Here is a 24,813-nt window from a genome sequence, read left to right on the forward strand (position 1 = left end):
CACAGGGTGGCACTTCTGCGCGACGTGGCAATGGAGGGTAGGTAGGAGCCATGAAGGAGCCGAACCTCAAGCTCGCGGAGTGGCTCAAGCGTGCCGGCCTGAGCAACCGCGAGTTCGCCCGACGGATCAAAGACGCAGCTCACGAGGCTGGACAGGCCCAAATCTCGACAGATGGCACGGCGATCCGGCGCTGGCTGGAGGGCAATCAGCCGCGTCGACCGCTGCCCGGAATCGCTGCCGACGTCATTTCGGCCGAGGTCGGATATCGGGTCACATCAACCGATCTCGGACTCGGTGAAAGCCCGGCCGAGGACCGCTCTCTGCTGTACAACCGGGACTGGGTGGTTACGGTGGAGACCGTCTCTGACCTGGGGAGAGCAGACGTGGACCGCAGGAAGTTCTTGGCCGCCGCACCGTTCGCCGCCGTCGCCGCAACCGGCCCGTCCAGGGACTGGCTCCTCGCCACCCTCGACCAGCAGCCCGAACCGGGCCCGCGCGTCCGCCTTGAAGACGTCACCGCCGTCAAGAACATGTTCTCCGAGTTCCAGCGGATCGACATCTTCCAGGGTGGTGGCAGCGGCCGGCTCGTCCTCGCTGCCTACATGAACGTTCACGTCTACCCGCTTCTCCGACGCCCGCAAGCCGATGACGTACGCCGGGCCCTCTGCGAGGCCGCCGCCGAACAGACCTACCTCCTTGGGTGGATGGCCTACGACAACGGCGAGCACGGTACTGCCCAGCGCTACCTCATCCAGTCCCTGCGACTTGCCCAGGAATCCGCGAACGTGCCCCTCGGCGCGCACGTCCTCGCGGGGATGGCCGACCAGGCCACCCTCCTCGGGCACCCCGAAGAGGGCCTGCGGCTCGCCCAGTCCGGTCGGCACGGCCTGCGCGGGTCCTCCGCCGCCGCACTCGCCGACCTCTGGGCCCTCGAAGGTCGGGCGCTTGCGGCCCTGGGTGACAAGACTGGGGCGGTGGCCGCTGTGACCCAGTCCGAGGTGGCTGCTGAGCAGATCGACCACGAACGCGAGCCTGAATGGGCGCTGTTCATCGACCCGGCCTACCTACACGGCGAGCACGCCATGACGCTCCGGGACGTTGGTGATCACGCCGGAGCCGCTGATCACGCCAAGTGGAGCATCGATCACGCACGCCAGCAGAATCGGGCCCGCCGGGGCGCTCTCTCTCAGGCCGCGCTCGCTTCTACCCATCTCCAGCGGCGTGATTTGGAGCAGGCCCATGCTGCCGGGCTGCGGACGCTCTCTCTCGCGGGCAAGGTCAAGAGCAGCCGAGCCGTGGAAGCGGTGGCTGATCTGCAGAAGCGCATGGAACCGTTCGGACGTCACCGGCTGGTTGCCGACTTCGCCGAGCGGGCGCGCGTCCTGACCGCGGCCTAGCCAGACACGACGAAGCGCCCCCGCCCTCCCGGAGGAGAGCGGGGGCGTGGTGGTTCAGCGGCTGATCATGGGTGCGACGGAGGCGATGACGGCGACGACGGCGCCGATGGCCGAGATGGTGGGGAGGGGCCACCTGTTGGCCTCCAGGTGCCGGATGCGGGATTCGTGGTCCGCGATCGTCTCCCGGTGCTCGCGCTGGTCACCGAGGATCGCGTCAAGCTTGGCCTCCATGCGGATCTGGCCGTCGGCGATCCGCCTCACCTCCGCGTGCGTCTGCGCCGGGCTTATGTACACCCCAGCGTCCGGGGCCGGGCTGGTCACTCGCGGCTCGCGGTCGGCGGGACGGGCGGCGCCTGGATGCCCTTTGTGAGGGCGTCGACCACGGCAGCTGTGTCAACGACCAGCGGCGCGGTGATCGGAGACAGCTCGGCCTTCGGCGGGGTCATCCGTAGCCAGGACGGCATCCAGGCGTCGACCGCCGGGAGGGCGAGGATGCGGGTGATGGCGGCGGCCGCCGCGAGGACGGTGCCGAGGCCGGGTAGCGTGGAGGGCAGCCCGGCGGTGTGGACGAGCAGCGGCAGGCCGGGCAGCGCGCCGAGAACGAGCGCGACGATCGTGCGGACCGTGCGGCGGGCGGAGTCGGACATGGGTCAGTTTCCCTTCGGGGTGACAGTCAGCTGGATCCCGGCGGACAAGGCCTTGGCGACAGCGGGACCGACCGCCGCGGCGACCGCGTCGGCGATCTTCTGCTCCAGGTTGAAGGCGGTCAGCCGGTCGTCCACTACCGCGCCCATGCAGGTCTGGGTGGTCTGGTGCAGCCAACCGGCCATCTGGGCCACACCGCTGTCCCCGCCGGGCGGCACCTGGCCGGCAAGCGCGTAAGCGAAGAAGTTCGCGACCGCGTAGGCGTCGCGGTCCGAGGGCGGCCCGGACCGCACGGTGTTCCGCACGATGTCGGTGATCATCTGCTTATCGGCGTCATTGAGGGGCATGTCGGCCTCCGGGGTCTGCGGGGTGGGAGTGCTGGGGCTGGCGAACGAGCTGGCCCAGGCTCGGAGTTCGTCGACACTGCCGTGGTGGCAGTAGTCGGAGTCGACGGGCTGGTCGCTGTACTGGTGGAACAGCCAGTTGGCCTGGATGCCGGGGTCGCCCGCGGCACGGCCAGCGGTGGCAATCCAAAGGAAATCGCCCGCGTAGCTGGTCTTGTCGACGTTCCGCCAGTAGTCGGTGTTGCAGTACATGCCGACCGGGGTGTTCGGCATGCGCTGCTTCACGTAGCGGAGCCACGCCTCCTTGTACGCGGCCTGGTCGGCCCGGCTCACGTTCTGGTTGGCCTGGTCGTAGCCCTCCCAGTCCAGGACGATCAGGTCACCGGGCTGCCACGCGACTTGGGAGAGGAAGTAGTCGGCTTCCGCCTGCGGCGAGTTCGCCATGTGCGGGTAGTGGTAGCCGCCCCACACGAGCCCGTTGGCCTTGGCGTGGTCGCGTTGGGCGACCCAGCGGGGGTTGATGTAGCCGGTGCCCTCGGTGACCTTCGTGAAGACGAACGAGAGACCCGAGGTGTCGGGCTGAGAGTCCTGGTAGCTGGCCCAGTCCTGGCCGTAGATACCCATCAGGCGGCTCCAGTTGGTGAGGTCGCGGGGGTCACCCAGCCGGGCGGCAGGTTCGGGGGTGTGGCCTGCGCGGGGGTGCTGGGCTGGATGGGTTCTGGGGTGCAGGTGCAGCCGGTGGGGCCCGGTGCGGCGCAGGTGGTGGCGTGGACGTGTGCGGCGGCGTCGAGGCTGATGGCGTGGTTGTCGCAGCTGAAGACGGCGACGACGTGGCCTGGGTCGGTGCGGCGCTTCCACTGGACGGTGGCCGGGTTGGTGCAGCTGGCGGCGATGCAGCCGGGAGCGCCAGCAGGGGTGGGTGTGGTCATGCGTGCTTCCAGATGACGGTCATACCGGTGGCGACGGCGTTGGTGGCCAGGGACCCGCCGGAGGTCTGGTAGGCGAATGCTTCGACGTAGTCACCGACGGCGAGTTGGATGAGCGCAGTGGCTTGGAGGGCGCCCGCGATGTCGATGCGAGTGTTGTCGCTGCCGTCGTAGCCCAGCTTGATGACGGTGCCGTTCTTGTGGAGCTCCAGCGCACGGCTGCCATTGGCGTTGGCGGCGAATCCCAGGCACGCGATGACCTGGTACCAGCCGGCCGCGCCAGTCTGGCAGGTGTAGCGGGAGTTGTTGGTGGTGTTGGAGTGGCCGCCGTACGTGTCGATCGTGGTGGTATCGATCCCGATGGCGGTCACGGATCCGTTGGCGACGGACTGGGCGGCCGACTGGTAGCCCTCGAACAGCGGCGGGTTGAGGAGGAATTGGAGGCCGTTGTAAACGTTGGCGTTCCAGAGGGCGGCCGTGTCGTAGCCGCCCGGGACGACGCTGGCGGGGGTGGGGACGGCGAGGCCTGTCACGGGGCCCCCTTTCGTCAGTAGGAGAAGGCGGCGGCATCGAACTTGGCGACGTTGTCCCAGGTGGTGGGATCGGTGACGCCAGCTGGGAGTGGCTCGCACACGGTGTCGCCTGCGGTGTGGGCGCTGACGGTGGCGGCGGTGAGGGTGATGACCGCGGTGGTCCACCCGGCGGTGGTGGTGCCGACGGACTGGACGGTCACGGTCTCCTGATTGGCCGTGCCGAGGCCGAGAACGAGCTGCTGCCCCTGGCCGAGCTGGGCGGCGGCGGGGTTGGTGTTGTCCGCGCCGGCGTTGATGGTGATGCTCGTGACGCCGGCGGCCGGGGACCCGTTCAGGCTGGTGTGGAACGAGGCGAACAGGCCGTACGGCGTGGTGTCGACCGGGCTGAGCTGCAGCACCCACCGTGCGGTGTCCCTGGCCATGTCGGTCTGGATGTTCTCGACGAAGCACGCCAACGAGATCAGTGACCCGTCGGCGCGGCGCCGGTTGACCGTGACCCTCATGCCGAGCTCCAGGCTGAGGCACACGGGCCACAGCGCCGGGTTGGCGGCGGGGTTGAGGGTGAGGGAGGTGACCCGCGTCGCGGGCTGCCGGTACCTGCTGAGGAGGTAGTTCGCGGCGTCCTGGACTTCAAGTGCGCTCTGGGAGTTGATGGTGCGTGTGGCGGTATGGGGGAAGTACTGGTTGATGCTGGTGCTGTCGCGGGCGGTGAAGGGCTGGCCGCCGGGCTGGGCGGCGGTGACGATGTTGGCGACGCGGGTGAGGTCGAAGTCCGTGCCAAAACCGGGCTCGTACGGCAGTTCGCCGGGGCCGTCGCCGAAGGTGTAGGCGGAAGTGGTGGCGTTGTAGCGGTCGGCGCGGGACTTGAAAACAACGTTGCCGGCTCGGTCGACGTAGTGGGCGCCGCCCTCGGTGGTGACGATGTCCTGGAGCAGCTGGAGGACGGTACCGGCGGCGGCGGGTCCCATGGCAGTGGTACGGCCGGTCTGAACGGACTTGCCGCCGTTGTAGCCAGCCCAGTACAGGACGCGGTTGTAGCGACTGTCGGTGGACTCCCCGGCGAGTGCGTTCTTCCACGCGTTGTACATCGTGGTGAGGGCTGGCGAGTCAATGCTGGCGGCGACGGAGCTCTGGAACTCGGTGGCGTAGGAGAGGTCTCCCTGCCAGGCGTAGTAGGCGGTGTTGCCCAGGCGGGGGTCGACGTAGCCGCCGATGACGTCGGAGATGAGGCCCGTGGGCGCGGCGGTGGAGGGAGCGGCCGGGAAGGCGTTGGGGGAGCCGTCCACGGAGAGGACGACGTAGCTGGAGCTGGCCGAGTACCCGAACACCACCAGATGCCAGTTGCCGTCCGCGAGGTTGGTGGCAGGGTAGGCCGCGAACGTGCCGGCGTTGGTGGTAGGAGAGGCGACGGTGAGATTCAGGTGGCCGCTTGAGTCCAGGTAGAGGGTGGTGTGGCTGTTCGCCGACGGGTTGGTGTTCCCGTCCTGGCAGACCCAGATGTTGGCGGCTGGGGAGATTGCGCCGCCGGTCCACCGGAACGCAATCATGCGGATCCATTCGGCGGGGTTGGCGGGGCCGGTGACGCTTCCCTGCGACAGGGACAGGTAGGTCAGCCCTCCCTGGAGGCCACTGCCCGGATATTGGCCGGTGATGGTGCACACGGTGCCCGGCGCGCCGGTGTAGGCCCCTCCTGCGCTGGCAGAGGTGATCTGGGTGCCGAATGTCAGGCTCGCAGACCCGCTGGCGCTGTTGGTGACGATGGCGGGCGGGCACTGGCCAGTGGCGTCCGCAGCGACGGTGGAGCCCTGGGGGTCGCTGAGGGTGTACATGAAGCGTAGGCCGCGGGCGGTGACCTCCTGGCCGAACGCGCCCTGGAGGGTGAGCTGAGAGAACGCCGCGAAAGTGTCTGTCGCCACGGGGTTGACCAGGGCGTACTTGGGGTCGGTCCAGGACTGCGGCCAGCGCTCGATGAACCCGCCGTACAGCGGATACCAGGTTCCGGGCTGTACCCACGCTGAGGCGCTGGCGTTCTTCTCCAGCTGCCACTCGTCGACCTGCACGGTGACGGTGGCGGCGGGAGCCGCGGCCACGCTGGCGCCGACGTTGATCGCGAGCGCGTTGGCCGGGAGGGTGGCGGTGCAGGTGATCTGCGTCCATGCGGCGGTGGCCGAGCCGGTGAGGGTGGTGGTTGCACCGTACGCGTAGGCGGTGGCCGCTCCAGCCGGGGTGAGGTACCAGCCCACGTGGGCCTTGACCTGGACTGTGGTGCCCGGCGTGACGTTGCGGACGCGCATCTGCACCGTGTAGGTGGCCCCGGCCTCGCCAGCCGGCTCGGATGTCTGCACGATGCGCTGGCCTGCGGTGGCCGTGCTGGGGACGGGGAACTGGAGGACTCGGCCGCCCCGGTAGGCGGTGGCATCCGTCGCGACCGATCCGGTCCCGGTGTCGCTGGCGACCTGAGTCGAGGTGAAGTCGAGGCTGCCCAGCGGCCAGCCGCCGACGTCGCCTCCGGTCGCCTGCCCCTGGCTGAGCCGGTTGATGGTGGGCGGCCACTGGGCTCGGCGCCGGACGGGGATCATCGGCAGCACGCGCCCCGCGAAAGGGGACGCCGCGTTCGAGGGGTCGAATACGCCGTCGGTAGCGTCGAGGCTGAACCGCAGCTCACCGGCGCGCACTTGGTCCAGCTCGTACTGGCGGCCGCGGTTCTGGGAGACGGTGCCGCGTACGCGGCTGGTGATCTCCGACCAGCGGTTCGCGGAGATGAGGCCGCCGTAGGGCTGCCAGTAGGGGCCCCACGCCTCCTCGACCAACGGCCAGTTGGGGTTCGGGGTGGCCATGGGGCGCCTCCTGTCAGCGGTTGTAGGGCTGGTAGGTGCCGAGGTTGCGGGCGCCGTCGCGCAAGTTCTCCTGCCGGACGAGGTCGCGCAGGTCGCGTTCGGCCAGCACACTGCCCCCGACGTTGACGTTGGTGATGTGCTGAATGATCTGGCCGCTGCCGGCGGGGGCGCCCGGGAGGGAGACCGCGGGCTGAACCTGCGCGGCGGTGAGGGCGCCCGCGTCGACTGCGGCCCCGGACAGGGAGGTGACCGCGGCGAGGGCGACTCCGGCGCTGGCCTGGATGCCGGCGGCGATACCGTGCGGGATCCAGTGCCCGACGCCCTCGGCAAACGCTTTTGACGGGCTGGAGATGCCGAGGAACGACTTCGCCGCGTTGAGGGCGTCGTTGGCCAGATCCTTGACCTTGTTCTTGAGCCAGTTCCAGCCGTCTGAGATGCCCTTGATGATCCCGTTGATGATCTCCATGCCGATGTCGGCAAACTCCTTGGCCTTCTCCTTGGCGGCGTTCCAGGCCGAGGAGATGCCGTTCTTGACCGTGGAGGCGACCCGGTCTACGGCCCCGCCGACCGCGTCGGCGGCGTCCTCGACCGGGCTGACGATCGCCGAATGGATCGAGTGCCAGACTGACTTGGCCGTGTTCTCGATGCTGTGCCACTTACCGGACAGCCACGCGGAGGCCTCGTCCCACAGGCCGACGAGATAGTCGCGTGCCTCACCCGAGGGCTGGACGATCCACGTCTGGACCTCCGCCCACGTGCCTTGGGCGAAGGAGACGATTCCGTTCCAGATGCCGCTGAGGAAGTCGCTGACCGCGTGCCAGACGGTCATCACCGTGCCGGTGATCTGCTCGTGGAAGTGGTTCCAGATCGCGATGATGATCGCGAGGACCGGGAAGAAGATCACCAGCAACAGCGGCCACCACTTCGCGAAGAAGTCGTGGATGCCGTTCCAGATCGTCGTGGTGATGCCGACGACCCAGTTCCAGGCCGCGACGATCGGGTCCGTGACGGTGTGCCAGGCGCTGATGAAGAAGTTGGCGATGGCGTGCCATGCGTCCTGGACGTGGGTGGAGACCCACTGCCAGGCGGCATCGGTCTCGTCGCCGAGCCAGTGCCAGGCGGCGACGACGACTGCCGCTACCTCGTGGCCGGCGCCTCGGATCCAGTCCCATACGGCCCGCCAGTGCATCGCGAGGACGACGAGTGCTGCGACGAGCGCGAGCACCCCCACGATGATCCAGACCACCGGGTTGGCGAGCGCCGCCGCAGCCACGTTCCACAGGGCTACTGAGAGGGCGACCAGGGCGACGACGAGGACGCCGCCGATGGTGAACGCTGCGGCCTTGGCGGCCCATTCGTGCTGGGTGATCCAGCGGGCGCCGTCCGCGAAGGCCCCGGCCACCTTCTGGGCGACGGGCATGAGGTACTGGCCGATCTGGATTGCCAGAGCACCTGCGCTCGCCTTCGCGGAGTCGAGCTTCTGGTTGAAGTTTTGCTGGACGTCCGCCCAGCCCTCGATCGACTTCCCACCGGCCTTGACGTGCTCGTTGATGCCCGCCGTATTGTTCTTGAAGTCCTGCATGTGCGGGCCGGTCAGCTCGAGCGCGGCCATCATCGACTTGGTGCCGCCGACCGCGTCCGCCAGCGCGCCGATGTAGGTCTGCTGGTCGGGCTTCAGCCCGGCCAGAACCTTCTGGTAGGCGTTGGTGTCCTTCGCTGCCGCCCGCAGGTGCTCGATCAGCACCGTCCCGGCCGGGCCCATCTTCGACTGGATGGCGTCGGTCAGCATCTCCAGCGTGCTGGCCAGGCCGTTTTTGCCGAGGTTCTGCGAGACTTCGACCGAGGAGAGGCCCAAGGACTTCATCTCCTGGGCTGCCTTGCCCGAGGGGTTGGAGAGGTTGCCGATGGTCTGGCGCAGGTAGGTGGCGGCCACGTCGGCGCTGGTGCCCTGCGCGGTCATGGTGGCCATCGCGCCCAGGACTTCGTTGAGGCCGACGTGCGCGGCGGCAGCCGTCGGAAGGATCTTCGACATGGACCCGGCGAGGGCCTCCATGTTGGTCTTGCCCTCGGACTCGGTCGCGATGAGCGCATTCGTAGCCTGGGCCGACTGGTCCGCGCTCATCTTGTAGGCGTTCATCGCGGTCGTCACCGCATCGGCAACAGTGCCGAGTTCAGCGGCGCCGACCTTCGCGCCCATCGCGCTGTTGCGCAGAACCTCGAGGGCGGCGGAGCCGTGGTAGCCCGCAGACTCGATCTGGTAGAGGCCGGCAGTGAGGTGCTCGGTACTCTGGCCGACCTGGCCGGCCATGGCCAGCACGCCGTTCGAGACCATCTGCATGTTCTCGGCAGCCTCGCCCGCACCAGTGCGGACGCGAGTCATTTGCGCCTGGAAGTCGCCGGCGGCCTCGATGGCGTGCTTGCCGGCCTCGAACGCCGCCAGGCCGAGGCCCGCGAGGGCGGCCTTGCCGAGCATGCCGGTCTTGGCGAACGCGCCCGCCCCGGCGGAGTCGGCCTCGGCGAGGGCAGCCTTCGTGTCGGCGATGGCTGTTTTGACGCCCTTGCTGGAGCCGATGAACTCGATAAAGACGGGAGGCAGCCCGGCCATCCATGCCACCTCCTGCTTCAGTTGTTCAGATGGGTCACAATTTCTCGGTGGCTCGGCCCCATGCCGCAGCCCAGATGCCAGCCATCTTCGGTTCGGCCTTGTCCACGCCTGGCTTGAAGTACGGGAACTGTCCCTCGAGTTGGCCCTTGTAGAGGTTCTGGGGTCCGCCTCGGCCGCCGGCGAACACGACGCCGTTGAAGCCTCCGCCGGGCAGCGGCATCGGCTTCTTGTTGGAGCGGATCGACCGGGACAGGGCCCCGGTCAGACGACCGGGGCCGCCCGACTTCGCGACGACGTGCGGGTTCAGGTTGAGCCGCACGGTGTCGCCGGTCCGGCTGGACTTGCCGCGGTGGTCCCAACGCGGCCGACCGCGCAGCTGCCCCTTGATGGACTTCCTCGCAAGCCCCTGGCAGGCCTTCAGTGCTTTGAGGGTGGCGACGTCGATGTTCGCGTCCATCTTCACCAGCGCCGCCTCGGCCTCCTTCACGCCGCGAACGACGGCGCGCATCTCACCGGGCATCGGCCGCCCTCCTCTCCAGGGTGGCCCTCGCCTTGGCGACGGTGTCGTCGACGGCAATGAGCCAGTCGAGGGTGAGCGCCGCCTCGTCGTCGAGCTGCGACGGCGTGCAGTGCAGCAGGGTGCACAGCCGCCAGATGCGGTACTCCTCGGCCGGGATCCGGGCCGGGTCGACCGCCATCCCCTCCAGGGCGTTCTTCAGGCGCTGGAGGGCTCGGTAGGGGACTGCGGGTCCGGGCTCGGCTCGCGGAGGTTCGGGTTGAGGGCGCCTTGGTAGGGGGCGACGGCGGCGCGCAGGGCGTCCAGTGCGGGGCCCGGCAGGTCGAGGAGGCTGTCCACCGACACCGGGATCGCGTCGAACGACCAGCCGCGCACGGCGGCGACGACGAGGAGGTCCTGGATGGCTTCCAGGTCGTCGAACGCGCTGCCCATGCCAGCTGCGACGCGCAGCTGCTCATCCGGAGACAGCGAGGACGGGTCCTTGCCCGAGGCCTGCATCTCGGCGACGGCGGCCGCGAAGTCCGCGTGCCCGAGCAGACCGGTGGACAGCTTGCGGATCGGACGCCGGTGCCGCTCGGTGATGTCCTGTACAGGCCGCAGGTCGGCCCAGGCGCCCCCGGGGAGCGGGATACGACTGGCGGTGGTGATGTCGATCGTCATTTGTACGTCCCGGAGGTGATGGCGTTCTGGAGGGTGACCTTGATGGGGCTGTAGCCGCCGGAGGTTCCGACGTCCGAGGTGTTGGCGAGCGCCTCGTAGTTGACGGACAGCTCGATGTAGTCCTTGCCGCGGCTGATCTCGGCGCTGGAGTAGGCGACCTTGGACATGTGGAGCTTGACCTGTACCGCCGAAGCGCCACTCCCCTGGGCAAAGTTGAAGTCGAGCGACGGCTTCGCGTTCGTCAGGTAGTTGGTCAGCTGGGAGTCGTCCTCCATGATCAGCGTCATTTTGCCGCTGACGCTGACCGGGCCGGACCACAGGGCGGCCGGGGCCTGAGTGCCGTCGGCGGTGTGGATCGGCGTCACGGGCCGCTTGATGGTGCACTCGCCGTCGATCAGGGTCGTGACCGTCGTGCCGCCGATGGTGACAGCGCCCTGCCACGCGGCGATCGGCGTGACCGCGGTGTAGGACGGCGTCGGCGCGGAGGTCGTCGCGGACGCGAGCGTCACCGCCTTGGCCGAGTACTCCAACAGCCCATCCCCGTTGAACTTCAGGCCCAGCTCGGAGAACTTGGTGCCGGCGAACTGCCTAGTGCTGATCGCGTAGTAGTCGGAGAGCGTGTAGGACGGCGGCTGGGCGGTGCCGGCGTTGAGGACGGCCGCCGTGTGCGTGAACGGGGCGCTCGCACCGGTGGTGGCGAGGTCGCCGAGGACGCCGGTCGCCACCCAGCCGAGAGTGTCAGGGAAGACGTCGCCGCCGAACTCGTACTCGGCCCAGATCGGGCCGGAGATCTCGTCGTAGATCTCGACCATGGAGCCCCGGTAGCCCTTGTCCGGGAGGAGGCTCAGCTTCTCCTTGGGCTTCAGATCGCGCACCGCAAGGAAGGCGGTCGCGGCCACCGGCGTGCCGAACGTCGCCTCCTTGGCGATGCCGAGGAATGAGCGGGCGGTGGGCTGGGGCATCACTCACCTCCGGTGGTGTCGTGGGGCTCGGCCTCGACGGGTGCGGCGACGCCGGGCTCGAACCCGGGCTGCATCGTCCACGCTCCGGCGTCGGTGGCCGGCGTCCACCGGCCGTCGCAGGGATCGGCGTCGAGGTCGTACGTGGTGCCGGGGTTAGGGGTCAGGGCGAGGGAGGGGTAGTAGCGGCCCTCCTCGCCCTGATACGTGAGACGGGGCAAGGGAGCCTCCTAGATGCGTTGGTTGCACTCGACGGTGAGGGTGCCAGTGGCGACCCAGTGGGAGTGGTCGTCCGCCCAAACGGTCTCCAGGTCGGAACGCGTCGGCCGGGACCACAGGACGATGCCGCCGAGGGTGGGGTCGGTGCGGACGACAGCGGTGGTCTGGTCGATCAGGGCAGCGGCGCGCTCGAACGCGGACTGACTGTCGTCGGTGGCGCGGGCACACTCGACGGTGATCTCGATGGTGTAGTGCTCCTGGAGCCAGCCAGCGCCACCACTGCCGACCATGGAGGAGATGCTGATGGTCCGGTCGACCTTGCCAACGGCGACAATATCCTCGGGCTGGTAGGTGCCCGGAGCGTCCAGGCACACCAGCAGCGACGCGTTCGCGTCGCCGTACGAGCCCTGGCCCGAGGCGACGCCCGGGTCGGGAGTGAGCGCGGCCTTGAGGGAGTTGAACAGCCACAGCCGGGCGGCTGGGACGGAGCTGGAGGGGATGGCCATCAGGCCACCCCCGGCGGCCGGCGGAACGGCGCCCACAACTCCAGCACCCGCGCCGGGAGCGCGAATCCCATCGGCACGAGGGCGCCGTCGGCATCGAGGCCACCCGCGGAGCCGAACCGCGGGCGCCCCGCTTGCTGGGTCATCTGCCAGAGATGTCGGACGAGTTCGAGGGCGCCGAGGAACACGGTCGGCGGCACAGCGCCCGTGCCCGCCGTATAAACGACCTTGACGTTCTTGCGCCCAGCAGGGAACGGCACGTCCATGCCGACTGCCCGCCGGGTGATCGTCCCCCGGTCGAGATCCGTGGTGTAGCCGTACGAGTCCATCCCCCCGCCGCCGAGTGGCTGCTCGGTCAAGTTCCACGTCGACGAGGCGACGTACTCGGTCACGCTCGTCACCGAGGAGACGGGCTGCCAGTCGAGGGAGATCACCGGCCGGCCGCCGTCGTGCCACTCGGTGTGCAGCTCCGCCGTGATTGGCCCGCAAACGTACCGGGCCTGGTCGTCGGCGGTGGAGATGAACCGGGCGAGCTCGGTGTCCTGCCGGGTGTCGGTGCTGGGGATGTTCAGGTGCAGCTTGACCGAGGCGAGGTCGACGATGCTCACCGGACCTCCTCGCTACGTGGCGACCACGCGCGGCACGAACGCGCTCGCGGACGGGGTGGCGATCGTGGCCGGCGCGGTGCCGGTCAGGCCGGACCCGCTGACGGTGGTCAGGGTCTTGTCGCCGGTGACCATGCCGGTGACGGCGCCGGTCAGGGTGGCCAGACCGACCAGGCTGGGCGGGGTGGTGGCCTTGACCATGAGTGCCGCGTAGTAGATGCCGGTCTGCGTGATCTGCACTGGGCTCGAGAGTGGCAGCGTCTTCGAGGTCGTCGCCGCCCATGCCGCGGTGAGCTGGTCGGCGCTCTGCCCGAGCAGGTTGGGCGTCGCAGCGGTGTCGTAGAGGGCGACCCACCAGTTCGTGGGGGTGCCGGCCGCAGTGGCGCCGGAGGCGAACGTGAGGCTGGTGACGGTGTCGCCGGCGTACAGCGGCAAAGCGGTGGCCAGCATGATGCCGCTCGTCATGATGGCGCTGTCGTTGAGGACGAGCGGGCGCGGGATGTTCTCGCGGTTGAGGCCGGCTGGCTGCCCGGCGAGCAACCAACTCGGGTTCTTGGGCCCGTAGCGGCCGTTGACCAGGGGCATCGTTACTCGCCGCCTCTCGCCGTCTCGGGCGCCGGGGCAGCCGCGGCGGTCTGCTCGGCGCCGCGCTTCGCGGGCATGGGGAGCGCCAGTTCGGCCAGGCCCGCGCGCAGGATCCGCGCGAGCTCGGCCCGGTCGGCAGCCGGGAAGTGCTGGCCGCGGTCGGCGAGGTCGGCGGCCTCGTTCTCCAGGCGCTCGATGTCCGCGTCGACCGCGGCGACGACACGGGCGATGGCCGCCTCGACCTGGCCGGCGCGCTCTCCGTCGCGGCTCTGGGTGTGCTGGGTGTGCTCGGCTCGCAGGCCTCGCAGTTCAGCGATCCGATCGTGCATGGGGTGTCCTCCGTGGGGAGGGCCCGCCACCCTGGGGGATTGGGTGGCGGGCCGGTCAGGGGTCGGATCAGAAACCGACCGGCGCGATGAGGCCGGTGTTGGAGATGACGGAGATCTGCTCGGGACGCCGATCCGGCATGAACGCCGCGTAGTTGTAGATCTGGAGCCGCACCTGGAGCGTGCCGGAGAGGATCTCGGGCAGGACCCGCGTGCGCATGGCGCCCTCCCACAGGTACATGTCGGAGGTGCGGGAGACGATGATCCGCTCCTCGTTGGTGCCCGCGCCGAGGTTCGCCGGGATGTTGCCGTCCGCCAGCAGCGGGAAGTTCAGGATCCTGCCCACCGGGCCCTCAACCGTGTCGCCGCCGGTCTGCAGGGCGAGCGGGTTCCACGGCGCGGAGGTGTCCGGCAGGATGAGCGGGCGGTTCTGGGCGTCGAGCTGGGACGCCATCCAGAACCAGCGCGCCGGGGTGAGGAACACCGCGGTCGGCATCATCTTGCGGTTGCGGGCCGACTGGGAGATGGCCTGCATCAGCGGGCCATAGAGCTTGCCGAGCGTCGGCGACGCGTCGGTGTACGTCACCGCGTTGATGCCGCTCACGTTCAGGATGCCCTTGAGCTGTCCGGACACGCCGGACCCGCTGATGACCTGGGTGTCCAGCTTCTGGTTGTAGTCGGCGTGGAGGTCGTGGAACACGATCTCGTCGAACGACGCCGGGCTCTGGTCGAGGAGCTGGATCGCGATGTCCTGCTGGCCGGCGATCGTGCGCACGGGCGCGCTGACGAACGTGTCCGTCAGGTCCTGGGACGTCACCGCCGCGGCATCGGCGGTCTGCACACCGGTCAGAGTGCCCGTCGCGACCTTCGGCACGTTGATGGAGTCGGTGCCGGCCGGGAGCGTCATGTTGCGGACGCTGTTGGCGATGGTGCGGCCGAAGCGCGGCAGGTCGATGTACTCGTCGATCAGCCACAGCGGCGGCACGAAGTAGCCGCCCTGCCCGTCGGTGCGGTTGGGGTTGACGCGGCGCTCGAACGTGGACGCCTGGTCAACGCCGCGCAGCTCCTGCTCGGCGCGCGCGGAGCGCTGACGCTCCCGCTTGGGCATTTCGACGTCGAGCTCCGACCGGTGCCGGGCGAGACGCTCGCGGGCCGCGTTCACGCCGCCGTCGCCGTCACCCTGACCGATCTGGGCCCTCATCAGGTCCAGGAAGTAGGAGTGGCCGCCGCCGCGCTGGTAGGTCTTCGGCTCGGAGGTGACCGTGACGCTTGCGGTGGGCGCGTACCGCTTGGCGGTGGCGGCGGCCTGCTCGTCGCGCTGGATCTGCTCGTCCAGCTCCGCAATCCGCGCGTCGATCTGGCGGACCTCCGCCTCCGTCGCGTCGAAGCGGGAGCGCTCGTCGTCGTTCAGATTGCGGGTCTCGGCGGTCGGGGCCTTCAGGATCTCGCCGAGCTCGGTCTTGAGCGCGGCACGCCGTTCCTGGAGGGCCGTGATGAACTCACGGGACATGGATGTTCCTTCGGTCGGTGAGGTGGTGGTGGCGTGCCTGCTGCTCGGGTGGTGGTCCGGGTGGTGGCCAGGTGCACAGGGTGCGGCGTGGCCGCCGGCGCGGCTCCGGCGCGGTCGACAGGCGGGGTTGGTCAGAGGGAGAGCAGGCGGAGCCGGGCCTGGTCGAGGCCGAGCAGGGTCGGCGCTGCGGGCTCCTCGGGCACGGGGGTGAACTCGGCGGCCAGGCGCTCGTACAGCGCGCGCCGGTCGTCGGCGGACAGACGCTCCAGCTGCTGGCCGACCTCGCGGGCGTTCAGCTGGGCTCCGGCCGTGTTCGGGTTGGCGCCATAGTTGACCACGGAGACGTCGCCCTTGGAGAGGTTGACCTCGAGGATGTCCCGCTGGTCGTAGTCAGGGGACCACTGCTGGCGGGTGACCCAGAACCCGAACGACATCTCGTCGACGTCGCCACGCTCCATCGCGGAGCGCAGGGCCTGGACATGCGGCGAGGCGGGGTCGAGGTCGGCCTCGGTGTGCAGGCCGGTGTCGTCCTCCGCCAGGCGGAGCGTGCCGGACTTGGTGCGCGCGAGCGTGAGGCCGCCGTGGTTGACGAGGAACGGCACGTCGGCGCCCTCGCTGAGGGTCTTCTTGAACGCGCCGGAACGGACTACCTCGGTGTAGGAGCCGAGCCAGTCCTCCATCTCGTAGCCCTGCTCGGTGACGGACGCGTACCCGGTGAAGGTCAGCGTCTCGCCGCCGGTCCCGGACGCCTTGGAGCGGAGCTCGACGCCCTGGAACGGTGTCGAGCGGCGTTGGACGGTGGTGGGCCGTGCGGCCCGTGCGGACAGGTCCATGGCTCACTCTCCGGGGGGCATGGGTTCGGCAGGGGCATCGGTGGCGCCGCTGTGGGCAGAGTTGAGCGGCGCGAAAATGTCGTCACCGCCCTTGACCGGCGGCAGGTTCTCCTTGGCGCGGGCCTCGTTGATCGTCAGGACGCCACTCGTGCGGGCCTGCGTGTAGGCCGCGTACCGGCCGGCAGTGTCCGTGCGCTGGAGGGCCGTCGTGTCCATCTTGGCCGTGCTGCCACGCGGCAGCATCGCCGACCACGCGTCCTCATAGATGCCGATCCACGGCTCCAAGGTGTAGGCGAGGAAGCCGATACCCTGTTGCTCGATGCCGCTTCCCCAGCTCGTCGTGCGGTCGACCTGGCCGAGCATGTGCGGCGGGATCCCGTAGAGCATCGCGATGTCCAACGTCGCCGCCGCGCGGGTACCGAGGAACTGGGCGTCGTCGGGAGTGACGCTGATCGACTGCCACTTCGCGCCGCCGGACAGCACGCCGATCGCGTGGGCGTTGGACAAGCCGCTGTGGCTTGCCTCGAACGCTTCCTTCATCTGGCGGGCACGCTGCTTGTCGAGGTCGCCCTCGACAGTGATCACGCCAGACAGATGGGCCCCCTGAGAGAAGAAGTGGCCGCCGAACTGCTCGGCGGCGAGGCCGAGTCCGATGCAGTGCCGGGCGTAGGCGATCGGGGACATCGCGGTCGGCTCGCCGGGCAGGCACATGCCCATCAGGTGGATCATGTCGGAGGCCGGGACCGGCTGCCGGTCAACCTGGTAAGTGCGGGCGCCGTCGTCGCCCCAGTCGACCTTCACACGGTCCGGGTGGACGACGGCGACACGGCTCGGCCGGTACAGATAGTCCCTGGACAAGATCAGCCCGTACCCGTTGCCGCGCATGCCCACACTGACCGCGAGCTGCTGGAATCCGGCCCGACGGGACAGGTAGCGAAGGTCGTTGGCGCCCCCGAATGGGTCGGCGACGATGGTCGGCTGATCCGGGACCGGCTCGGTGACGGCGCCGCGCTGGCGCATCGCCACCATCGGCAGCCCGGACACCGCCGTCGAGAGGATGCGAACGCATGCCCACACCGCTGACAGCTGCATCGCCGACTGGTCGGACACCGGCACGCCAGCTGCCGAAAGACCCGCCATCGACCAGCCGTTCGTAGGGATCGACGAATCGCCCCACTGCTGCATGACGCGACGCTCGGCCGCGCGACGGAGAAGGCTCACCGGTCGATCACCCAACCGATCAGCAGCAGTGCGGCACCGGCGACGGCCAGGCCCGCCACCGGGTGCAGCCACCACGCCGCCGCGTCCAGACAGGCGAGACCGGCCACGTCGACCAGGTCGGAGATGAGACGTCGGCGAGGACGCACGGGCACCTCCTACAGGTCGGCCCAGCTGAAGAACTGGGGTACGGGCTCGGGTTCGGGCGTCTGGCAGGCGCGGTCGAGCGCGATGATGGAGGTGACAGCCAGGTCGATCTTCCGGGGCGAACCCTTCGAGTCCTTGAAGATCATCAAGCCGCGCGCGGTCGGCTTCGTCACGGCGTTGCCAATGTGCCGGGCCAACCGCGGGTCACCTGAGTGCGTGAGCCGCTGGTTCATGACGCTCTCGAAGAACCTTGACGTGGCAGGCACCATCCGGGCGGGTGACTGGGGGTAATCCACCACCGGCAGGCCCTCGTCCTCAAGTACCTGGTAGGTGCGGGCCCAGCGCGCCGGGTCGCACACGATCTCCCGCACCTGCCACCTCTTGCACGCGGCACGGATGGCGTCCTCGACCTGCAGCACTGGCACAGTCCAGTCCGGACGGGCGTCCTGGGGCCGCTCCCACAGCTGCACCACGTCGACGTGCGGCAGCCGCAGGCCGGCGTTCAGCTCGACGAAGCGCTTCTGCTTCTCGGCGTCGTCCAGGTCGGCGTGCTCGGGGTCGTCCGGATCGAACGCCAGCCGTTCAGGCACCCACACGACGCCAAGTGCGGTGCTGTCGCCGTTGAACGAGCCGTCGAAGCCAAGGCACACCTCGGCGCCGTCCGGGATGGCGATGTCCGGGCGAGCGCAGGTCTCCCACACACCGTCCGGCAGCCACGTCTTGGCGTTGGAGACCCAGATGTTGAGGCGCTTCGTTTTGTAGTCCGCCTCCGGAGTCTTGCGGAGCGCGGCAAGCATCTTCTCCTCGTCGAGGAAGTCGCCCATCGCCGGGTTGGCGGCTGCCCAGACCTTCGGGTCGGTGTAGTCGAAGCCGCGGACACGGTCGTTGGTCTCCCAGATCCGGGCCCCGTACCGCGGGTCCTCTGCCTCACCGGACATCAGCTTCTTCGCGTACTGGTACTGCGAGTAGCACACCGAGTCCTCGCCGGAGGAGTCCGTGCGCACGCCGAAGGTGGAGATCGCGATGAGGAGGGGCTGCTGACGGGTGTCCGAGCCCTGGTTCATGACGTTCCACAGCTCCCAGTTCGGCTGGGCGTGCAGCTCGTCGAACAGGGTCCTGCTCGGGTTCAGGCCCTCCTTGGTGAACGCCTCGCTGCTGAGTGCCCGGTAGACGGATCCGGTCGCCGGGTACTCGATGGCGTCGCGGTAGACCTTGAGCAGGCCGCCCTGTTTGCCGTCCAGCTCGGGGGACATCTCGACGGCCTGCCGGACCTCCCGGAAGATGATCTTCGCCTGCTCTTTGTCCGCAGCGCATGAGTACACCTCGGCGCCCGGTTCGTCGAACAGGCCGTCGATCGCAAGACCCGCGCCCAGCAGGGACTTCGAGTTCTTGCGTGGCACCAGCAGCAGGTACGTCCAGTACTGTCGGCGCCCCTTGCCGTCCAGGCGCAGGATGTCGCAGATCGTGTCGGCCTGCCATGCCCGCAGCTGCACCCGTTCACCGCGGGCCGGGCCCTTCGTGAGCCGAAGGTACGACTCGATCAGCTCGCAGGCGAACACGCCGTCCGTGTTGTCCTCGGTCCAGGCCGACTTCGACGGATCCCACAGCTGTGGCCCCCGCGGCAGGACCTTCAGGAACCTCGGGGGCGCCGCCTTACGCCTGGCCACTGGTGCGCTTCTGGCGCCGGGCCAGCATCTGCTCCAGCGCCGACTCCTTCTTCACCTCGGCCACCCCCAGCCTCGTGCGGTCCGTCGGCGTCAGCCCCAGCGCGGACAGGAGCTTGGCGATCTCCGTCTCCAGCGTCGATAGCATCCCGACCAGCGGATTGGCGTACGCGTAGCCCTTCTCCGTGAACAGGACCGGGTCCGATGCCTCCAGCCGGGCCATGAAGTCCTGGCGGCGGTCGAACTTCTCGCACAGCATCACCAGCGTCGGCCGGTCCGTCTCGGCCAGCCACTTGCACTGGTCGGCGACCAGCGTCCACACCGCCTGGCCGGCCGGACCGAGCTGATCGGGTGCCCGATCCTCGACGGGCGGCAGCGCGACGACGTTCGAGGCGTCCGGCAGCGGTCGCTTGCCGGGGTTGCCAGTTCGGCGCTTACGTTCCGTGGGCGTTGGGGGTCGTCCTGCGGGCAAGATCGACACCCCCTCGGCCGGGTCGAGGCCCCCCGGGGTCGAATTTCGCGGCTGTGTGTGGGGGCTGGGGGGCCGGGTCCGAAGACGATCATGGTCTGAAGATTTGACCGCCCCCGGTCAGCCGCGACTCGCAGCGACAACCATCACGCACCGTGACAGCCGGGCCGGGTTGCTCACTGGTCACGCTTGCGGCTGTTGCATGAGCGGCACAGGACTCGGGTGTTCTCGCTCGTGCTCGCTCCGCCACGCGCGAGGGGTACGACGTGGTCTGCTGTGAGGTCGGTGCTGTGGTGTGCTGGCACCTGCCAGCCGGGACACCAGTCGCCATAGATGGCCCGGTGCTGGGCTACTGCTGCTCGTGCTACGCGCTGCCACTGGCTGTCGTAGCCGCGCTGGGTGGCGCTGCCACGGAGCTGGTTCTGCCTGGACTGCCACGCTGCCTGGTGCTGATCGCATCGGCTGGGGTTGCGGGTGAGCTTGCCGCAGTCGAGGCAAGGGCGTTGGCGTCTGCGCATGTCTGCCTCCGTGCCGATCCTGGCTAAGGCTGGCGCCGGGGTTGGTCGACGTTGACCCCCTGCGTTGCCCCTCCCCCTGACGTTGACCCCCCAGGTCAGCCAGCGGTGGGCACGTCCACGCCGAGGTGGGCGGCGATGCTGCGGACGAGACCGAGTGTCTCGGTATCGGTCGTGAGATCCAGCTCGGCACGCTGGCGGTCACGGTCGGCCTGGCGGTTCTGAGCGAGAAGAATCAGCGGGGCCGCGTAGGAGGCCTGGAGCGACAGCACCAGGGTGAGGAAGATGAACGGGTACGAGTCGAACTGCAGCGGCTCCGGCAGCAGGGTGTTCCAGATGAGCCACGCCATGATGAAGGCGGTCATCCAGGCGATGAACCGCCAGCTCCCGAATGCGGTCGCGACGCGGTCGGCGGCGCGCTGGCCGAGGGTTCCGTCAGGCATGGTCACCTCCAACTCACGCCGCGGCGAGGGTTCGGCCGGCGCGTCTGCGGGTTCGCTCCTCGGCGCGGGCGGCGTCGATCTGCCGGTAGAGCGGGCGTCCGCGTTCGTCGAGGCCTGCGGGCGCGAGGTGACCGCGGCGTCGCCACTGGCGGACAGTGGCCGGGTCGATGCCACAGAGGGTGGCGACTTCAGGTCCGGTGAGGAGGTCCATCGCACCTCCTGCGGGAACGACGAAGGGCCCGACCGGAGTCGGGCCCTTCGTGAAGTGGACGCACTTGTGGCGCTGGCAGCAGCGTGACACAAGGTCTGATCTTGTGCAAGCGGCCGGCTACTGCTCGGTCTGCGGTGCGGGCTGGGGCCACTCGACGCTGATGCCGCTGCCGCGTTCGACGACGATCGGTTCGGGCTGCTGTTCGGTGCCGTTGGCGTAGGCCATGATGGGCGTCTCCTCTGCTCTGTGTTGGGTGGTGGAGGCCCGGGGCGGCCGGCGTGCTTGGCGGCTTAGGCGGTCGCCTCGGGGCGTGGTCAGCGGTTGCGGATTCGCTCGGCGGCGGCGTTCAGCGCCCGGTAGGTGCTGTCGGCGGCGTCCGGGCCGCTGAACTCGCTCTCGTTGACGGCGGTGACGGTGAGCCCGGCCGCCGCGTTGATGTCGCCGGCCTTGGCAGCGTCGCGAATGGCGATGAAGCGCTCCTCGTAGAAGGCGTTGTTGGCCGGGTCGTTGGTGATCATGGCGTTCTCCTCGGGTAAGCGGGCGGCGTGGTGGCTGGGTTAGCTGAGTGCGCTGGGGTTGGTGTGCATCGGGTCGTCGGCGCAGTCCTCGGCCCAGCACTGGTGGGCGTGGCAGGTGTGGCGGTCGTCGCCGTGCATGCCGGCGTCCTCGGCGGCGTCGTCCGCCGCGATGGCGGCGGCGAGGTGCTGATCGGTCATGATGCGTTCTCCCATTCGATGATCGATCGGTTCGGGTGGTCCGGGTGGGCCTTGATCCAGAACCCCTCTCGGGCGGCGGCCTCGGAGCGTTGTTGCTGTTGTTGTTGCTGGTCAGACCCGGCAACAACGCCCGAGAGGGGCTGCCGATCAGGGTCGGGGAGTGGGGGTACGTCGCGGAGGTAGATGCCGGTGCTGGAGCCCCGGTCGGGGACGCGGCAGGCGGTGGTGGGGATGTTGAGCTCGGCGAGGAGGGCCCGAACGGGGGCGGTGTCGGCGGGGTTGCCGGTCCACTCCTGGGCGATCTGGGCGAGGTGGATGCGGTCGTCCTTGCCGGTGGTGGTGCCGGGCATCAGGTGGTGGAGCAGGTGGAGGAACTCGGTCTGCTCGTCGTCCTCGTCGGGGTCCTCGGTCGCTTCGGTAGCTGCCCCGTCATCCGGCTCCTGAGCTGCCTTTTTCCCGGAGTCGGGAAGAAGGTCTGGCTGTCCGGCTCGCCAGGCGGCCCAGCTCCATGCGACTGCGGCACCTGCGGGGAGGAGGGGCTGGTGGTGGGCGGCGTCGAGCATGACCGGGACGCCCTTCCAGAGGAAGACTCCCCCAACGACCTTGACCCAGACGCTGGCGCCGGCCGCCTGTCGGCCCAGGCGCCGGGCCACCTCGGCGGATCCGGCAGAGATCCGGTGGGCGGCCCGGCGCTGAATGGTGGTCACCGGCCGACGCTGGTCTGCTGAATGGTGGCGCCGGTCTGGTCCGCGGTGCTCTTGACCTGCCCGAGGAGGGAGCCGACGATGCCGCTCCCGCCGTAGAGGCACACGGTCATGACGACGGCGGCGATGACGGCCTTCTTGGTCTCGTCGCTGAGTCCGCCCGCCTTGGATCGCCACTTGGTGATGAGGATGGCGGCGATGATGATGCCGATGATGAAGGCGCCGCCCTGGGCGCCGTTGACGCCGGCGGCGTTGGCCTGTTCGGGGGCGGCGATCTGGTACTGGGCGGCGGTGTCGATGGCGAGGGTGATGTGGTCCATGGTGATCCTTCGGTCGAGGCGGTGTCGGGGCCGGTAGCTGCTAGCGCTGGGTGATCACCAGGTCGACGAGCGTTCCGGGCAGGCTCAACTTGGCGGTGAGTTCGGCGGCGAGGGTGCCGAGAGTGCGCGGCTCGGTGACGATGATGTCGCCCTCCTGCCAGCCGACGTCGGTAGTGAGGGTCACCAGGTAGGGGCCGAGCGGAACGGGCGTGGCGGCTCCGTAGTGGCGCAACGTCAGAGTGGTCATCGGGGCGGGCTCCCTTCAGGGTTAGCCAGTGATCAGCTGAACAGATATGGGATGAGGAGCAGGACGGCGATGGCGAGGCCGAGCCAGCGGAGCCAGGCGCCAGCGATCTGCTTGATGCGCTTGGGGGTGAGCATCAGGAGGAGCAGGAGGGCGAGGGGCCACATCTGCGGCCCGAGGGCGTAGGGCGGCATGTCAGCGGCCCTCGCGGGGGCCGCGGCCGCCGGCGCGTTCCCACTTGGCGGTGCCGGCGTCGATGTCGCGAATCTCCCGGTTGCGGCGCTTGCGTTCGCGGGTGGTGCGGCCGGTCGGGGTGGTGTCGGCGGTCTGGCCGCCGGTGAGCTTGGACCAGAGGCCCATGGTCATCTCCAGGCGAGGAGTGCGAAAAAGGTGGCACCGATGAGGGCGCAGGCGCCGGTTCGGCGCAGGGTGAGGCGGGCGTCGTCTCCCGCGGCGACGTAGAGGCCGGCGTAGGCCAGCGCGGCGGGGACCGCCCACAGCAGGGCGGCTGGCATGGGGTTCGCTAGTTGTTCAGCGAGGGGATGGACGCCGGGTCGAACCAGTTGCGTCCGCGGGCGTCCTTGCGGGCGACGTCGAGCAGTCCCCGGGAGACCCAGTTGCGGACGGTGGAGGGCTCGACTCCCACGATGCGGGCGACCTCGGCGGCGCTGATGAGACGTGGCTGCCCGTCGGCGTCCTGCTCGTCCCGCCACTCGTCCTGGGCGTCCTCGGCGGGTGCGGGGAGTCCGCACGGCGTGAGGGTGGGGAGCATGCGGGCGGCAGCGGGGATGACGGGCTGCCGGATGGGCTGCGGCGCGGGGGACGGCTCGGGTGTCTCCTCGAGGTAGACGTCGTCCTGCGCGTCCTGGGCGTTGTCGATGGCGTCCTCGGTTGCGCCCTCGCGGGTGGCGGCGAGGTGGAGGAGGTGGCCGACGACGAGCGGAGGGACGGCGGAGACGGCGGAGACGAGCAACGCGGAGTGGCCGCTCATGTAGCCGGTGGTGACGAGGTGGCCGATGATCTGTGCGCCCATGGCGAGGGCGAGGGCAGCGCCGGCGCCGACGATGGCGGAGCCGCGGCCTCGGGCTCCCTTGGGGCGGTTCGCTGCGACGACGGCGGCGATGCCGGCGTACGAGCTGAGGACGAGCGGCATGCCGAATGCGTAGGGGTCGCCGAATCCGGCGCCTTGGGCGAGGTGATATTCGGCGGGGGCGCTCATGATGAGCGCGGACGCGAGGACGACGGGGCGTCCTGCGGTGGTGGTGGCGTTGACCCACCAGGGGCTCGACGTGCGCGGGGTGTTGCGGCGCGCACGGAGGCCCGCGATACGATCGCGGATAGCCATTGCGAGATGTCCAGTCTCTCGATGGTCAGGCCCTCGGCCGGTGCTACCAACACCGACGGGGGCCGCTTTTTTGTCGCGTACGAGGTACTTTAGCAGGGTTCATGATGGTCTGTCACGACTCCAACGCTGCCGGACTGCCCCAGGACGCACGCCAGTTGGGAGCGTCCTGGGGCGTCCTGAGCGTCACGCTGCGCTGTGTATGGCGAGGTACTGCTCGACGCGGCGGGCGACGTCGTCGGGACGCAGGACGGCGCGGCAGGACTCGTTGCCGCATTCGGCGTCCTCGCCGTCAACCTGGGACAGCGACAGCAGTCCGCACCGCGGGCAGGGCAGCTGCAGGGCGCGTCGCCGAGGGCGGGTGGCTGCGAGGCCGTCGAGGACCCGCCAGGCGTCGTGGATCTCGCTGGCGTACTCGCCGGCCCACATCTGCTGGATGGACCACGCGAGGACGTCGCGGCGGCTGAGGTAGGCGGTGAGGGCTCCGATGCTGGCGGAGCGCGGGGCGCCGAGGTTGCTCTCCTCGATGTGAATGCGGGCCCAGGAGGCGAGGGTGCCGACGAGGGGGGTGATGCCGTCCTGGTCGCCGTAGGGGTCGTGGACGTCGCCGGGCGATGCGGGGCCGAGGTAGCTGGCGATGTGGATGCGGAGGGGCGCTGGCGGGGTGCGGGTGGCGCCGGAGACGCGGGCTCCCTGCTGGCCGGCGCCGGGCTGGGCGGAGAGTTGGGCGTAGATCGCGAGCTGGGGAATCTCGGCGAGCTCGCGGGCGAGGCGGGCGCCGGCAGGGAAGTCGAGCATGTGCGTCTCCTGCGCTGT

Annotated in this window: 35 protein-coding genes and 1 pseudogene; 1 reads left to right on the forward strand and 35 read right to left on the reverse strand. The window is 69.5% G+C overall.

The genetic code is table 11. From position 1 onward, the window contains the following. Nucleotides 1-50: 50 nt before the first annotated feature. Complete coding sequence (locus ABZW30_RS12340) at nt 51-1,397, forward strand: transcriptional regulator (RefSeq protein ID WP_355671005.1); 1,347 nt, start codon at nt 51-53, stop codon at nt 1,395-1,397. 54 nt (nt 1,398-1,451) lie between these two features. Here ABZW30_RS12340 and ABZW30_RS12345 read toward each other — a convergent pair whose 3' ends face one another. The 35 genes and pseudogenes from ABZW30_RS12345 to ABZW30_RS12515 all read right to left on the reverse strand — a co-directional run bounded on the left by ABZW30_RS12345 (nt 1,452) and on the right by ABZW30_RS12515 (nt 24,795). Next, nucleotides 1,452-1,658: a hypothetical protein gene (locus tag ABZW30_RS12345; protein WP_355671006.1), complete on the reverse strand. Its 207-nt coding sequence runs from the start codon at nt 1,656-1,658 to the stop codon at nt 1,452-1,454. Nucleotides 1,659-1,714: 56 nt separating this feature from the next. Beyond that, nucleotides 1,715-2,044 carry a hypothetical protein gene (locus tag ABZW30_RS12350; protein WP_355671007.1) on the reverse strand — a complete coding sequence of 110 codons (330 nt, stop codon included), beginning with the start codon at nt 2,042-2,044 and terminating at the stop codon, nt 1,715-1,717. Between the two features lie 3 nt (nt 2,045-2,047). Then, complete coding sequence (locus ABZW30_RS12355; RefSeq protein WP_355671008.1) at nt 2,048-3,010, reverse strand: glycoside hydrolase family 25 protein; 963 nt, start codon at nt 3,008-3,010, stop codon at nt 2,048-2,050. After that, complete coding sequence (locus tag ABZW30_RS12360; protein ID WP_355671009.1) at nt 3,010-3,315, reverse strand: hypothetical protein; 306 nt, start codon at nt 3,313-3,315, stop codon at nt 3,010-3,012. Before ABZW30_RS12360 ends, ABZW30_RS12355 begins: the two co-directional genes overlap by 1 nt. After that, complete coding sequence (locus ABZW30_RS12365; protein ID WP_355671010.1) at nt 3,312-3,845, reverse strand: hypothetical protein; 534 nt, start codon at nt 3,843-3,845, stop codon at nt 3,312-3,314. The genes ABZW30_RS12360 and ABZW30_RS12365 overlap by 4 nt, the downstream gene beginning before the upstream one ends. A 14-nt stretch (nt 3,846-3,859) precedes the next feature. Further along, nucleotides 3,860-6,682, reverse strand: a complete 2,823-nt coding sequence (locus ABZW30_RS12370; protein WP_355671011.1) for a hypothetical protein — start codon at nt 6,680-6,682, stop codon at nt 3,860-3,862. 13 nt (nt 6,683-6,695) lie between these two features. Further along, a complete protein-coding gene (locus ABZW30_RS12375; protein WP_355671012.1) occupies nt 6,696-9,287 on the reverse strand; it encodes a phage tail tape measure protein in 2,592 nt (863 codons plus the stop codon). Nucleotides 9,288-9,321: 34 nt separating this feature from the next. After that, complete coding sequence (locus tag ABZW30_RS12380; RefSeq protein WP_355671013.1) at nt 9,322-9,807, reverse strand: hypothetical protein; 486 nt, start codon at nt 9,805-9,807, stop codon at nt 9,322-9,324. After that, the gene (locus ABZW30_RS12385) at nt 9,797-9,985 is read right to left on the reverse strand and encodes a hypothetical protein (protein ID WP_355671014.1); all 189 of its coding nucleotides are present in this window, start codon (nt 9,983-9,985) and stop codon (nt 9,797-9,799) included. The genes ABZW30_RS12380 and ABZW30_RS12385 overlap by 11 nt, the downstream gene beginning before the upstream one ends. Nucleotides 9,986-10,002: 17 nt before the next feature. Beyond that, entirely contained in the window at nt 10,003-10,464 is a 462-nt protein-coding gene (locus ABZW30_RS12390; RefSeq protein ID WP_355671015.1) for a hypothetical protein, read from the reverse strand. Beyond that, nucleotides 10,461-11,426 (reverse strand): phage tail tube protein, encoded by a 966-nt coding sequence (locus ABZW30_RS12395; protein WP_355671016.1) that lies wholly within the window; start codon nt 11,424-11,426, stop codon nt 10,461-10,463. Before ABZW30_RS12395 ends, ABZW30_RS12390 begins: the two co-directional genes overlap by 4 nt. Beyond that, on the reverse strand, nt 11,426-11,644 hold the full coding sequence (locus ABZW30_RS12400) for a hypothetical protein (RefSeq protein ID WP_355671017.1): 219 nt from the start codon (nt 11,642-11,644) through the stop codon (nt 11,426-11,428). Before ABZW30_RS12400 ends, ABZW30_RS12395 begins: the two co-directional genes overlap by 1 nt. Nucleotides 11,645-11,653: 9 nt before the next feature. Next, nucleotides 11,654-12,148, reverse strand: coding sequence for a hypothetical protein (locus ABZW30_RS12405; protein WP_355671018.1), 495 nt, complete (start codon nt 12,146-12,148; stop codon nt 11,654-11,656). Next, nucleotides 12,148-12,753 carry a hypothetical protein gene (locus ABZW30_RS12410; RefSeq protein ID WP_355671019.1) on the reverse strand — a complete coding sequence of 202 codons (606 nt, stop codon included), beginning with the start codon at nt 12,751-12,753 and terminating at the stop codon, nt 12,148-12,150. Before ABZW30_RS12410 ends, ABZW30_RS12405 begins: the two co-directional genes overlap by 1 nt. A 12-nt stretch (nt 12,754-12,765) precedes the next feature. After that, entirely contained in the window at nt 12,766-13,335 is a 570-nt protein-coding gene (locus ABZW30_RS12415) for a hypothetical protein (RefSeq protein ID WP_355671020.1), read from the reverse strand. 2 nt (nt 13,336-13,337) lie between these two features. Continuing rightward, entirely contained in the window at nt 13,338-13,664 is a 327-nt protein-coding gene (locus ABZW30_RS12420; protein WP_355671021.1) for a hypothetical protein, read from the reverse strand. Nucleotides 13,665-13,731: 67 nt separating this feature from the next. Then, on the reverse strand, nt 13,732-15,171 hold the full coding sequence (locus ABZW30_RS12425; RefSeq protein WP_355671022.1) for a phage major capsid protein: 1,440 nt from the start codon (nt 15,169-15,171) through the stop codon (nt 13,732-13,734). Between the two features lie 131 nt (nt 15,172-15,302). After that, nucleotides 15,303-16,004, reverse strand: coding sequence for an HK97 family phage prohead protease (locus ABZW30_RS12430; protein ID WP_355671023.1), 702 nt, complete (start codon nt 16,002-16,004; stop codon nt 15,303-15,305). A 3-nt stretch (nt 16,005-16,007) separates the two neighbouring features. Next, nucleotides 16,008-17,189, reverse strand: coding sequence for a phage portal protein (locus ABZW30_RS12435; protein WP_355671024.1), 1,182 nt, complete (start codon nt 17,187-17,189; stop codon nt 16,008-16,010). Between the two features lie 32 nt (nt 17,190-17,221). Then, complete coding sequence (locus ABZW30_RS12440; protein ID WP_355671025.1) at nt 17,222-17,371, reverse strand: hypothetical protein; 150 nt, start codon at nt 17,369-17,371, stop codon at nt 17,222-17,224. Between the two features lie 9 nt (nt 17,372-17,380). After that, nucleotides 17,381-19,036: a terminase large subunit gene (locus tag ABZW30_RS12445; RefSeq protein ID WP_355671026.1), complete on the reverse strand. Its 1,656-nt coding sequence runs from the start codon at nt 19,034-19,036 to the stop codon at nt 17,381-17,383. After that, on the reverse strand, nt 19,023-19,505 hold the full coding sequence (locus tag ABZW30_RS12450; protein WP_355671027.1) for a phage terminase small subunit P27 family: 483 nt from the start codon (nt 19,503-19,505) through the stop codon (nt 19,023-19,025). The genes ABZW30_RS12445 and ABZW30_RS12450 overlap by 14 nt, the downstream gene beginning before the upstream one ends. Nucleotides 19,506-19,678: 173 nt before the next feature. Next, nucleotides 19,679-20,020, reverse strand: coding sequence for an HNH endonuclease (locus ABZW30_RS12455; RefSeq protein WP_355671028.1), 342 nt, complete (start codon nt 20,018-20,020; stop codon nt 19,679-19,681). Nucleotides 20,021-20,115: 95 nt separating this feature from the next. Further along, nucleotides 20,116-20,436: pseudogene (locus tag ABZW30_RS12460) on the reverse strand (DUF1003 domain-containing protein); the annotation flags it as partial. Nucleotides 20,437-20,473: 37 nt separating this feature from the next. Next, nucleotides 20,474-20,671, reverse strand: coding sequence for a helix-turn-helix domain-containing protein (locus tag ABZW30_RS12465; protein ID WP_355671029.1), 198 nt, complete (start codon nt 20,669-20,671; stop codon nt 20,474-20,476). Between the two features lie 314 nt (nt 20,672-20,985). Then, nucleotides 20,986-21,189, reverse strand: coding sequence for a hypothetical protein (locus ABZW30_RS12470; protein ID WP_355671030.1), 204 nt, complete (start codon nt 21,187-21,189; stop codon nt 20,986-20,988). 39 nt (nt 21,190-21,228) lie between these two features. Continuing rightward, nucleotides 21,229-21,387 (reverse strand): hypothetical protein, encoded by a 159-nt coding sequence (locus tag ABZW30_RS12475; protein ID WP_355671031.1) that lies wholly within the window; start codon nt 21,385-21,387, stop codon nt 21,229-21,231. After that, entirely contained in the window at nt 21,384-22,094 is a 711-nt protein-coding gene (locus ABZW30_RS12480; RefSeq protein ID WP_355671032.1) for a hypothetical protein, read from the reverse strand. The genes ABZW30_RS12475 and ABZW30_RS12480 overlap by 4 nt, the downstream gene beginning before the upstream one ends. Then, nucleotides 22,091-22,411, reverse strand: coding sequence for a hypothetical protein (locus tag ABZW30_RS12485; protein WP_355671033.1), 321 nt, complete (start codon nt 22,409-22,411; stop codon nt 22,091-22,093). Before ABZW30_RS12485 ends, ABZW30_RS12480 begins: the two co-directional genes overlap by 4 nt. A gap of 40 nt (nt 22,412-22,451) precedes the next feature. Then, nucleotides 22,452-22,658 carry a hypothetical protein gene (locus ABZW30_RS12490; protein WP_355671034.1) on the reverse strand — a complete coding sequence of 69 codons (207 nt, stop codon included), beginning with the start codon at nt 22,656-22,658 and terminating at the stop codon, nt 22,452-22,454. Nucleotides 22,659-22,690: 32 nt separating this feature from the next. Continuing rightward, a complete protein-coding gene (locus ABZW30_RS12495; protein WP_355671035.1) occupies nt 22,691-22,849 on the reverse strand; it encodes a hypothetical protein in 159 nt (52 codons plus the stop codon). Nucleotide 22,850: 1 nt separating this feature from the next. After that, nucleotides 22,851-23,015 carry a hypothetical protein gene (locus ABZW30_RS12500; RefSeq protein ID WP_355671036.1) on the reverse strand — a complete coding sequence of 55 codons (165 nt, stop codon included), beginning with the start codon at nt 23,013-23,015 and terminating at the stop codon, nt 22,851-22,853. 2 nt (nt 23,016-23,017) lie between these two features. Beyond that, the gene (locus ABZW30_RS12505; RefSeq protein ID WP_355671037.1) at nt 23,018-23,170 is read right to left on the reverse strand and encodes a hypothetical protein; all 153 of its coding nucleotides are present in this window, start codon (nt 23,168-23,170) and stop codon (nt 23,018-23,020) included. Nucleotides 23,171-23,178: 8 nt separating this feature from the next. Continuing rightward, nucleotides 23,179-24,000: a MerR family transcriptional regulator gene (locus tag ABZW30_RS12510; protein ID WP_355671038.1), complete on the reverse strand. Its 822-nt coding sequence runs from the start codon at nt 23,998-24,000 to the stop codon at nt 23,179-23,181. A 183-nt stretch (nt 24,001-24,183) separates the two neighbouring features. Further along, complete coding sequence (locus tag ABZW30_RS12515; RefSeq protein WP_355671039.1) at nt 24,184-24,795, reverse strand: hypothetical protein; 612 nt, start codon at nt 24,793-24,795, stop codon at nt 24,184-24,186. Nucleotides 24,796-24,813 lie beyond the last annotated feature (18 nt).

It is taken from the genome of Kitasatospora sp. NPDC004669, assembly GCF_040609455.1.
GTDB lineage: Bacteria > Actinomycetota > Actinomycetes > Streptomycetales > Streptomycetaceae > Kitasatospora.

What these genes read in the sequence shown, in the direction of transcription:
- ABZW30_RS12340 (WP_355671005.1), top strand. Translation starts at nt 51, where the DNA reads ATGAAGGAGCCGAACCTCAAGCTCGCGGAGTGGCTCAAGCGTGCCGGC.
- ABZW30_RS12350 (WP_355671007.1), bottom strand. Translation starts at nt 2,044, where the DNA reads ATGTCCGACTCCGCCCGCCGCACGGTCCGCACGATCGTCGCGCTCGTT.
- ABZW30_RS12355 (WP_355671008.1), bottom strand. Translation starts at nt 3,010, where the DNA reads ATGGGTATCTACGGCCAGGACTGGGCCAGCTACCAGGACTCTCAGCCC.
- ABZW30_RS12360 (WP_355671009.1), bottom strand. Translation starts at nt 3,315, where the DNA reads ATGACCACACCCACCCCTGCTGGCGCTCCCGGCTGCATCGCCGCCAGC.
- ABZW30_RS12370 (WP_355671011.1), bottom strand. Translation starts at nt 6,682, where the DNA reads ATGGCCACCCCGAACCCCAACTGGCCGTTGGTCGAGGAGGCGTGGGGC.
- ABZW30_RS12375 (WP_355671012.1), bottom strand. Translation starts at nt 9,287, where the DNA reads ATGGCCGGGCTGCCTCCCGTCTTTATCGAGTTCATCGGCTCCAGCAAG.
- ABZW30_RS12380 (WP_355671013.1), bottom strand. Translation starts at nt 9,807, where the DNA reads ATGCCCGGTGAGATGCGCGCCGTCGTTCGCGGCGTGAAGGAGGCCGAG.
- ABZW30_RS12385 (WP_355671014.1), bottom strand. Translation starts at nt 9,985, where the DNA reads ATGGCGGTCGACCCGGCCCGGATCCCGGCCGAGGAGTACCGCATCTGG.
- ABZW30_RS12390 (WP_355671015.1), bottom strand. Translation starts at nt 10,464, where the DNA reads ATGACGATCGACATCACCACCGCCAGTCGTATCCCGCTCCCCGGGGGC.
- ABZW30_RS12395 (WP_355671016.1), bottom strand. Translation starts at nt 11,426, where the DNA reads ATGCCCCAGCCCACCGCCCGCTCATTCCTCGGCATCGCCAAGGAGGCG.
- ABZW30_RS12405 (WP_355671018.1), bottom strand. Translation starts at nt 12,148, where the DNA reads ATGGCCATCCCCTCCAGCTCCGTCCCAGCCGCCCGGCTGTGGCTGTTC.
- ABZW30_RS12415 (WP_355671020.1), bottom strand. Translation starts at nt 13,335, where the DNA reads ATGCCCCTGGTCAACGGCCGCTACGGGCCCAAGAACCCGAGTTGGTTG.
- ABZW30_RS12420 (WP_355671021.1), bottom strand. Translation starts at nt 13,664, where the DNA reads ATGCACGATCGGATCGCTGAACTGCGAGGCCTGCGAGCCGAGCACACC.
- ABZW30_RS12425 (WP_355671022.1), bottom strand. Translation starts at nt 15,171, where the DNA reads ATGTCCCGTGAGTTCATCACGGCCCTCCAGGAACGGCGTGCCGCGCTC.
- ABZW30_RS12430 (WP_355671023.1), bottom strand. Translation starts at nt 16,004, where the DNA reads ATGGACCTGTCCGCACGGGCCGCACGGCCCACCACCGTCCAACGCCGC.
- ABZW30_RS12435 (WP_355671024.1), bottom strand. Translation starts at nt 17,189, where the DNA reads ATGCAGCAGTGGGGCGATTCGTCGATCCCTACGAACGGCTGGTCGATG.
- ABZW30_RS12455 (WP_355671028.1), bottom strand. Translation starts at nt 20,020, where the DNA reads ATGCGCAGACGCCAACGCCCTTGCCTCGACTGCGGCAAGCTCACCCGC.
- ABZW30_RS12465 (WP_355671029.1), bottom strand. Translation starts at nt 20,671, where the DNA reads ATGGACCTCCTCACCGGACCTGAAGTCGCCACCCTCTGTGGCATCGAC.
- ABZW30_RS12470 (WP_355671030.1), bottom strand. Translation starts at nt 21,189, where the DNA reads ATGATCACCAACGACCCGGCCAACAACGCCTTCTACGAGGAGCGCTTC.
- ABZW30_RS12475 (WP_355671031.1), bottom strand. Translation starts at nt 21,387, where the DNA reads ATGACCGATCAGCACCTCGCCGCCGCCATCGCGGCGGACGACGCCGCC.
- ABZW30_RS12485 (WP_355671033.1), bottom strand. Translation starts at nt 22,411, where the DNA reads ATGGACCACATCACCCTCGCCATCGACACCGCCGCCCAGTACCAGATC.
- ABZW30_RS12490 (WP_355671034.1), bottom strand. Translation starts at nt 22,658, where the DNA reads ATGACCACTCTGACGTTGCGCCACTACGGAGCCGCCACGCCCGTTCCG.
- ABZW30_RS12495 (WP_355671035.1), bottom strand. Translation starts at nt 22,849, where the DNA reads ATGCCGCCCTACGCCCTCGGGCCGCAGATGTGGCCCCTCGCCCTCCTG.
- ABZW30_RS12500 (WP_355671036.1), bottom strand. Translation starts at nt 23,015, where the DNA reads ATGGGCCTCTGGTCCAAGCTCACCGGCGGCCAGACCGCCGACACCACC.
- ABZW30_RS12505 (WP_355671037.1), bottom strand. Translation starts at nt 23,170, where the DNA reads ATGCCAGCCGCCCTGCTGTGGGCGGTCCCCGCCGCGCTGGCCTACGCC.
- ABZW30_RS12510 (WP_355671038.1), bottom strand. Translation starts at nt 24,000, where the DNA reads ATGGCTATCCGCGATCGTATCGCGGGCCTCCGTGCGCGCCGCAACACC.
- ABZW30_RS12515 (WP_355671039.1), bottom strand. Translation starts at nt 24,795, where the DNA reads ATGCTCGACTTCCCTGCCGGCGCCCGCCTCGCCCGCGAGCTCGCCGAG.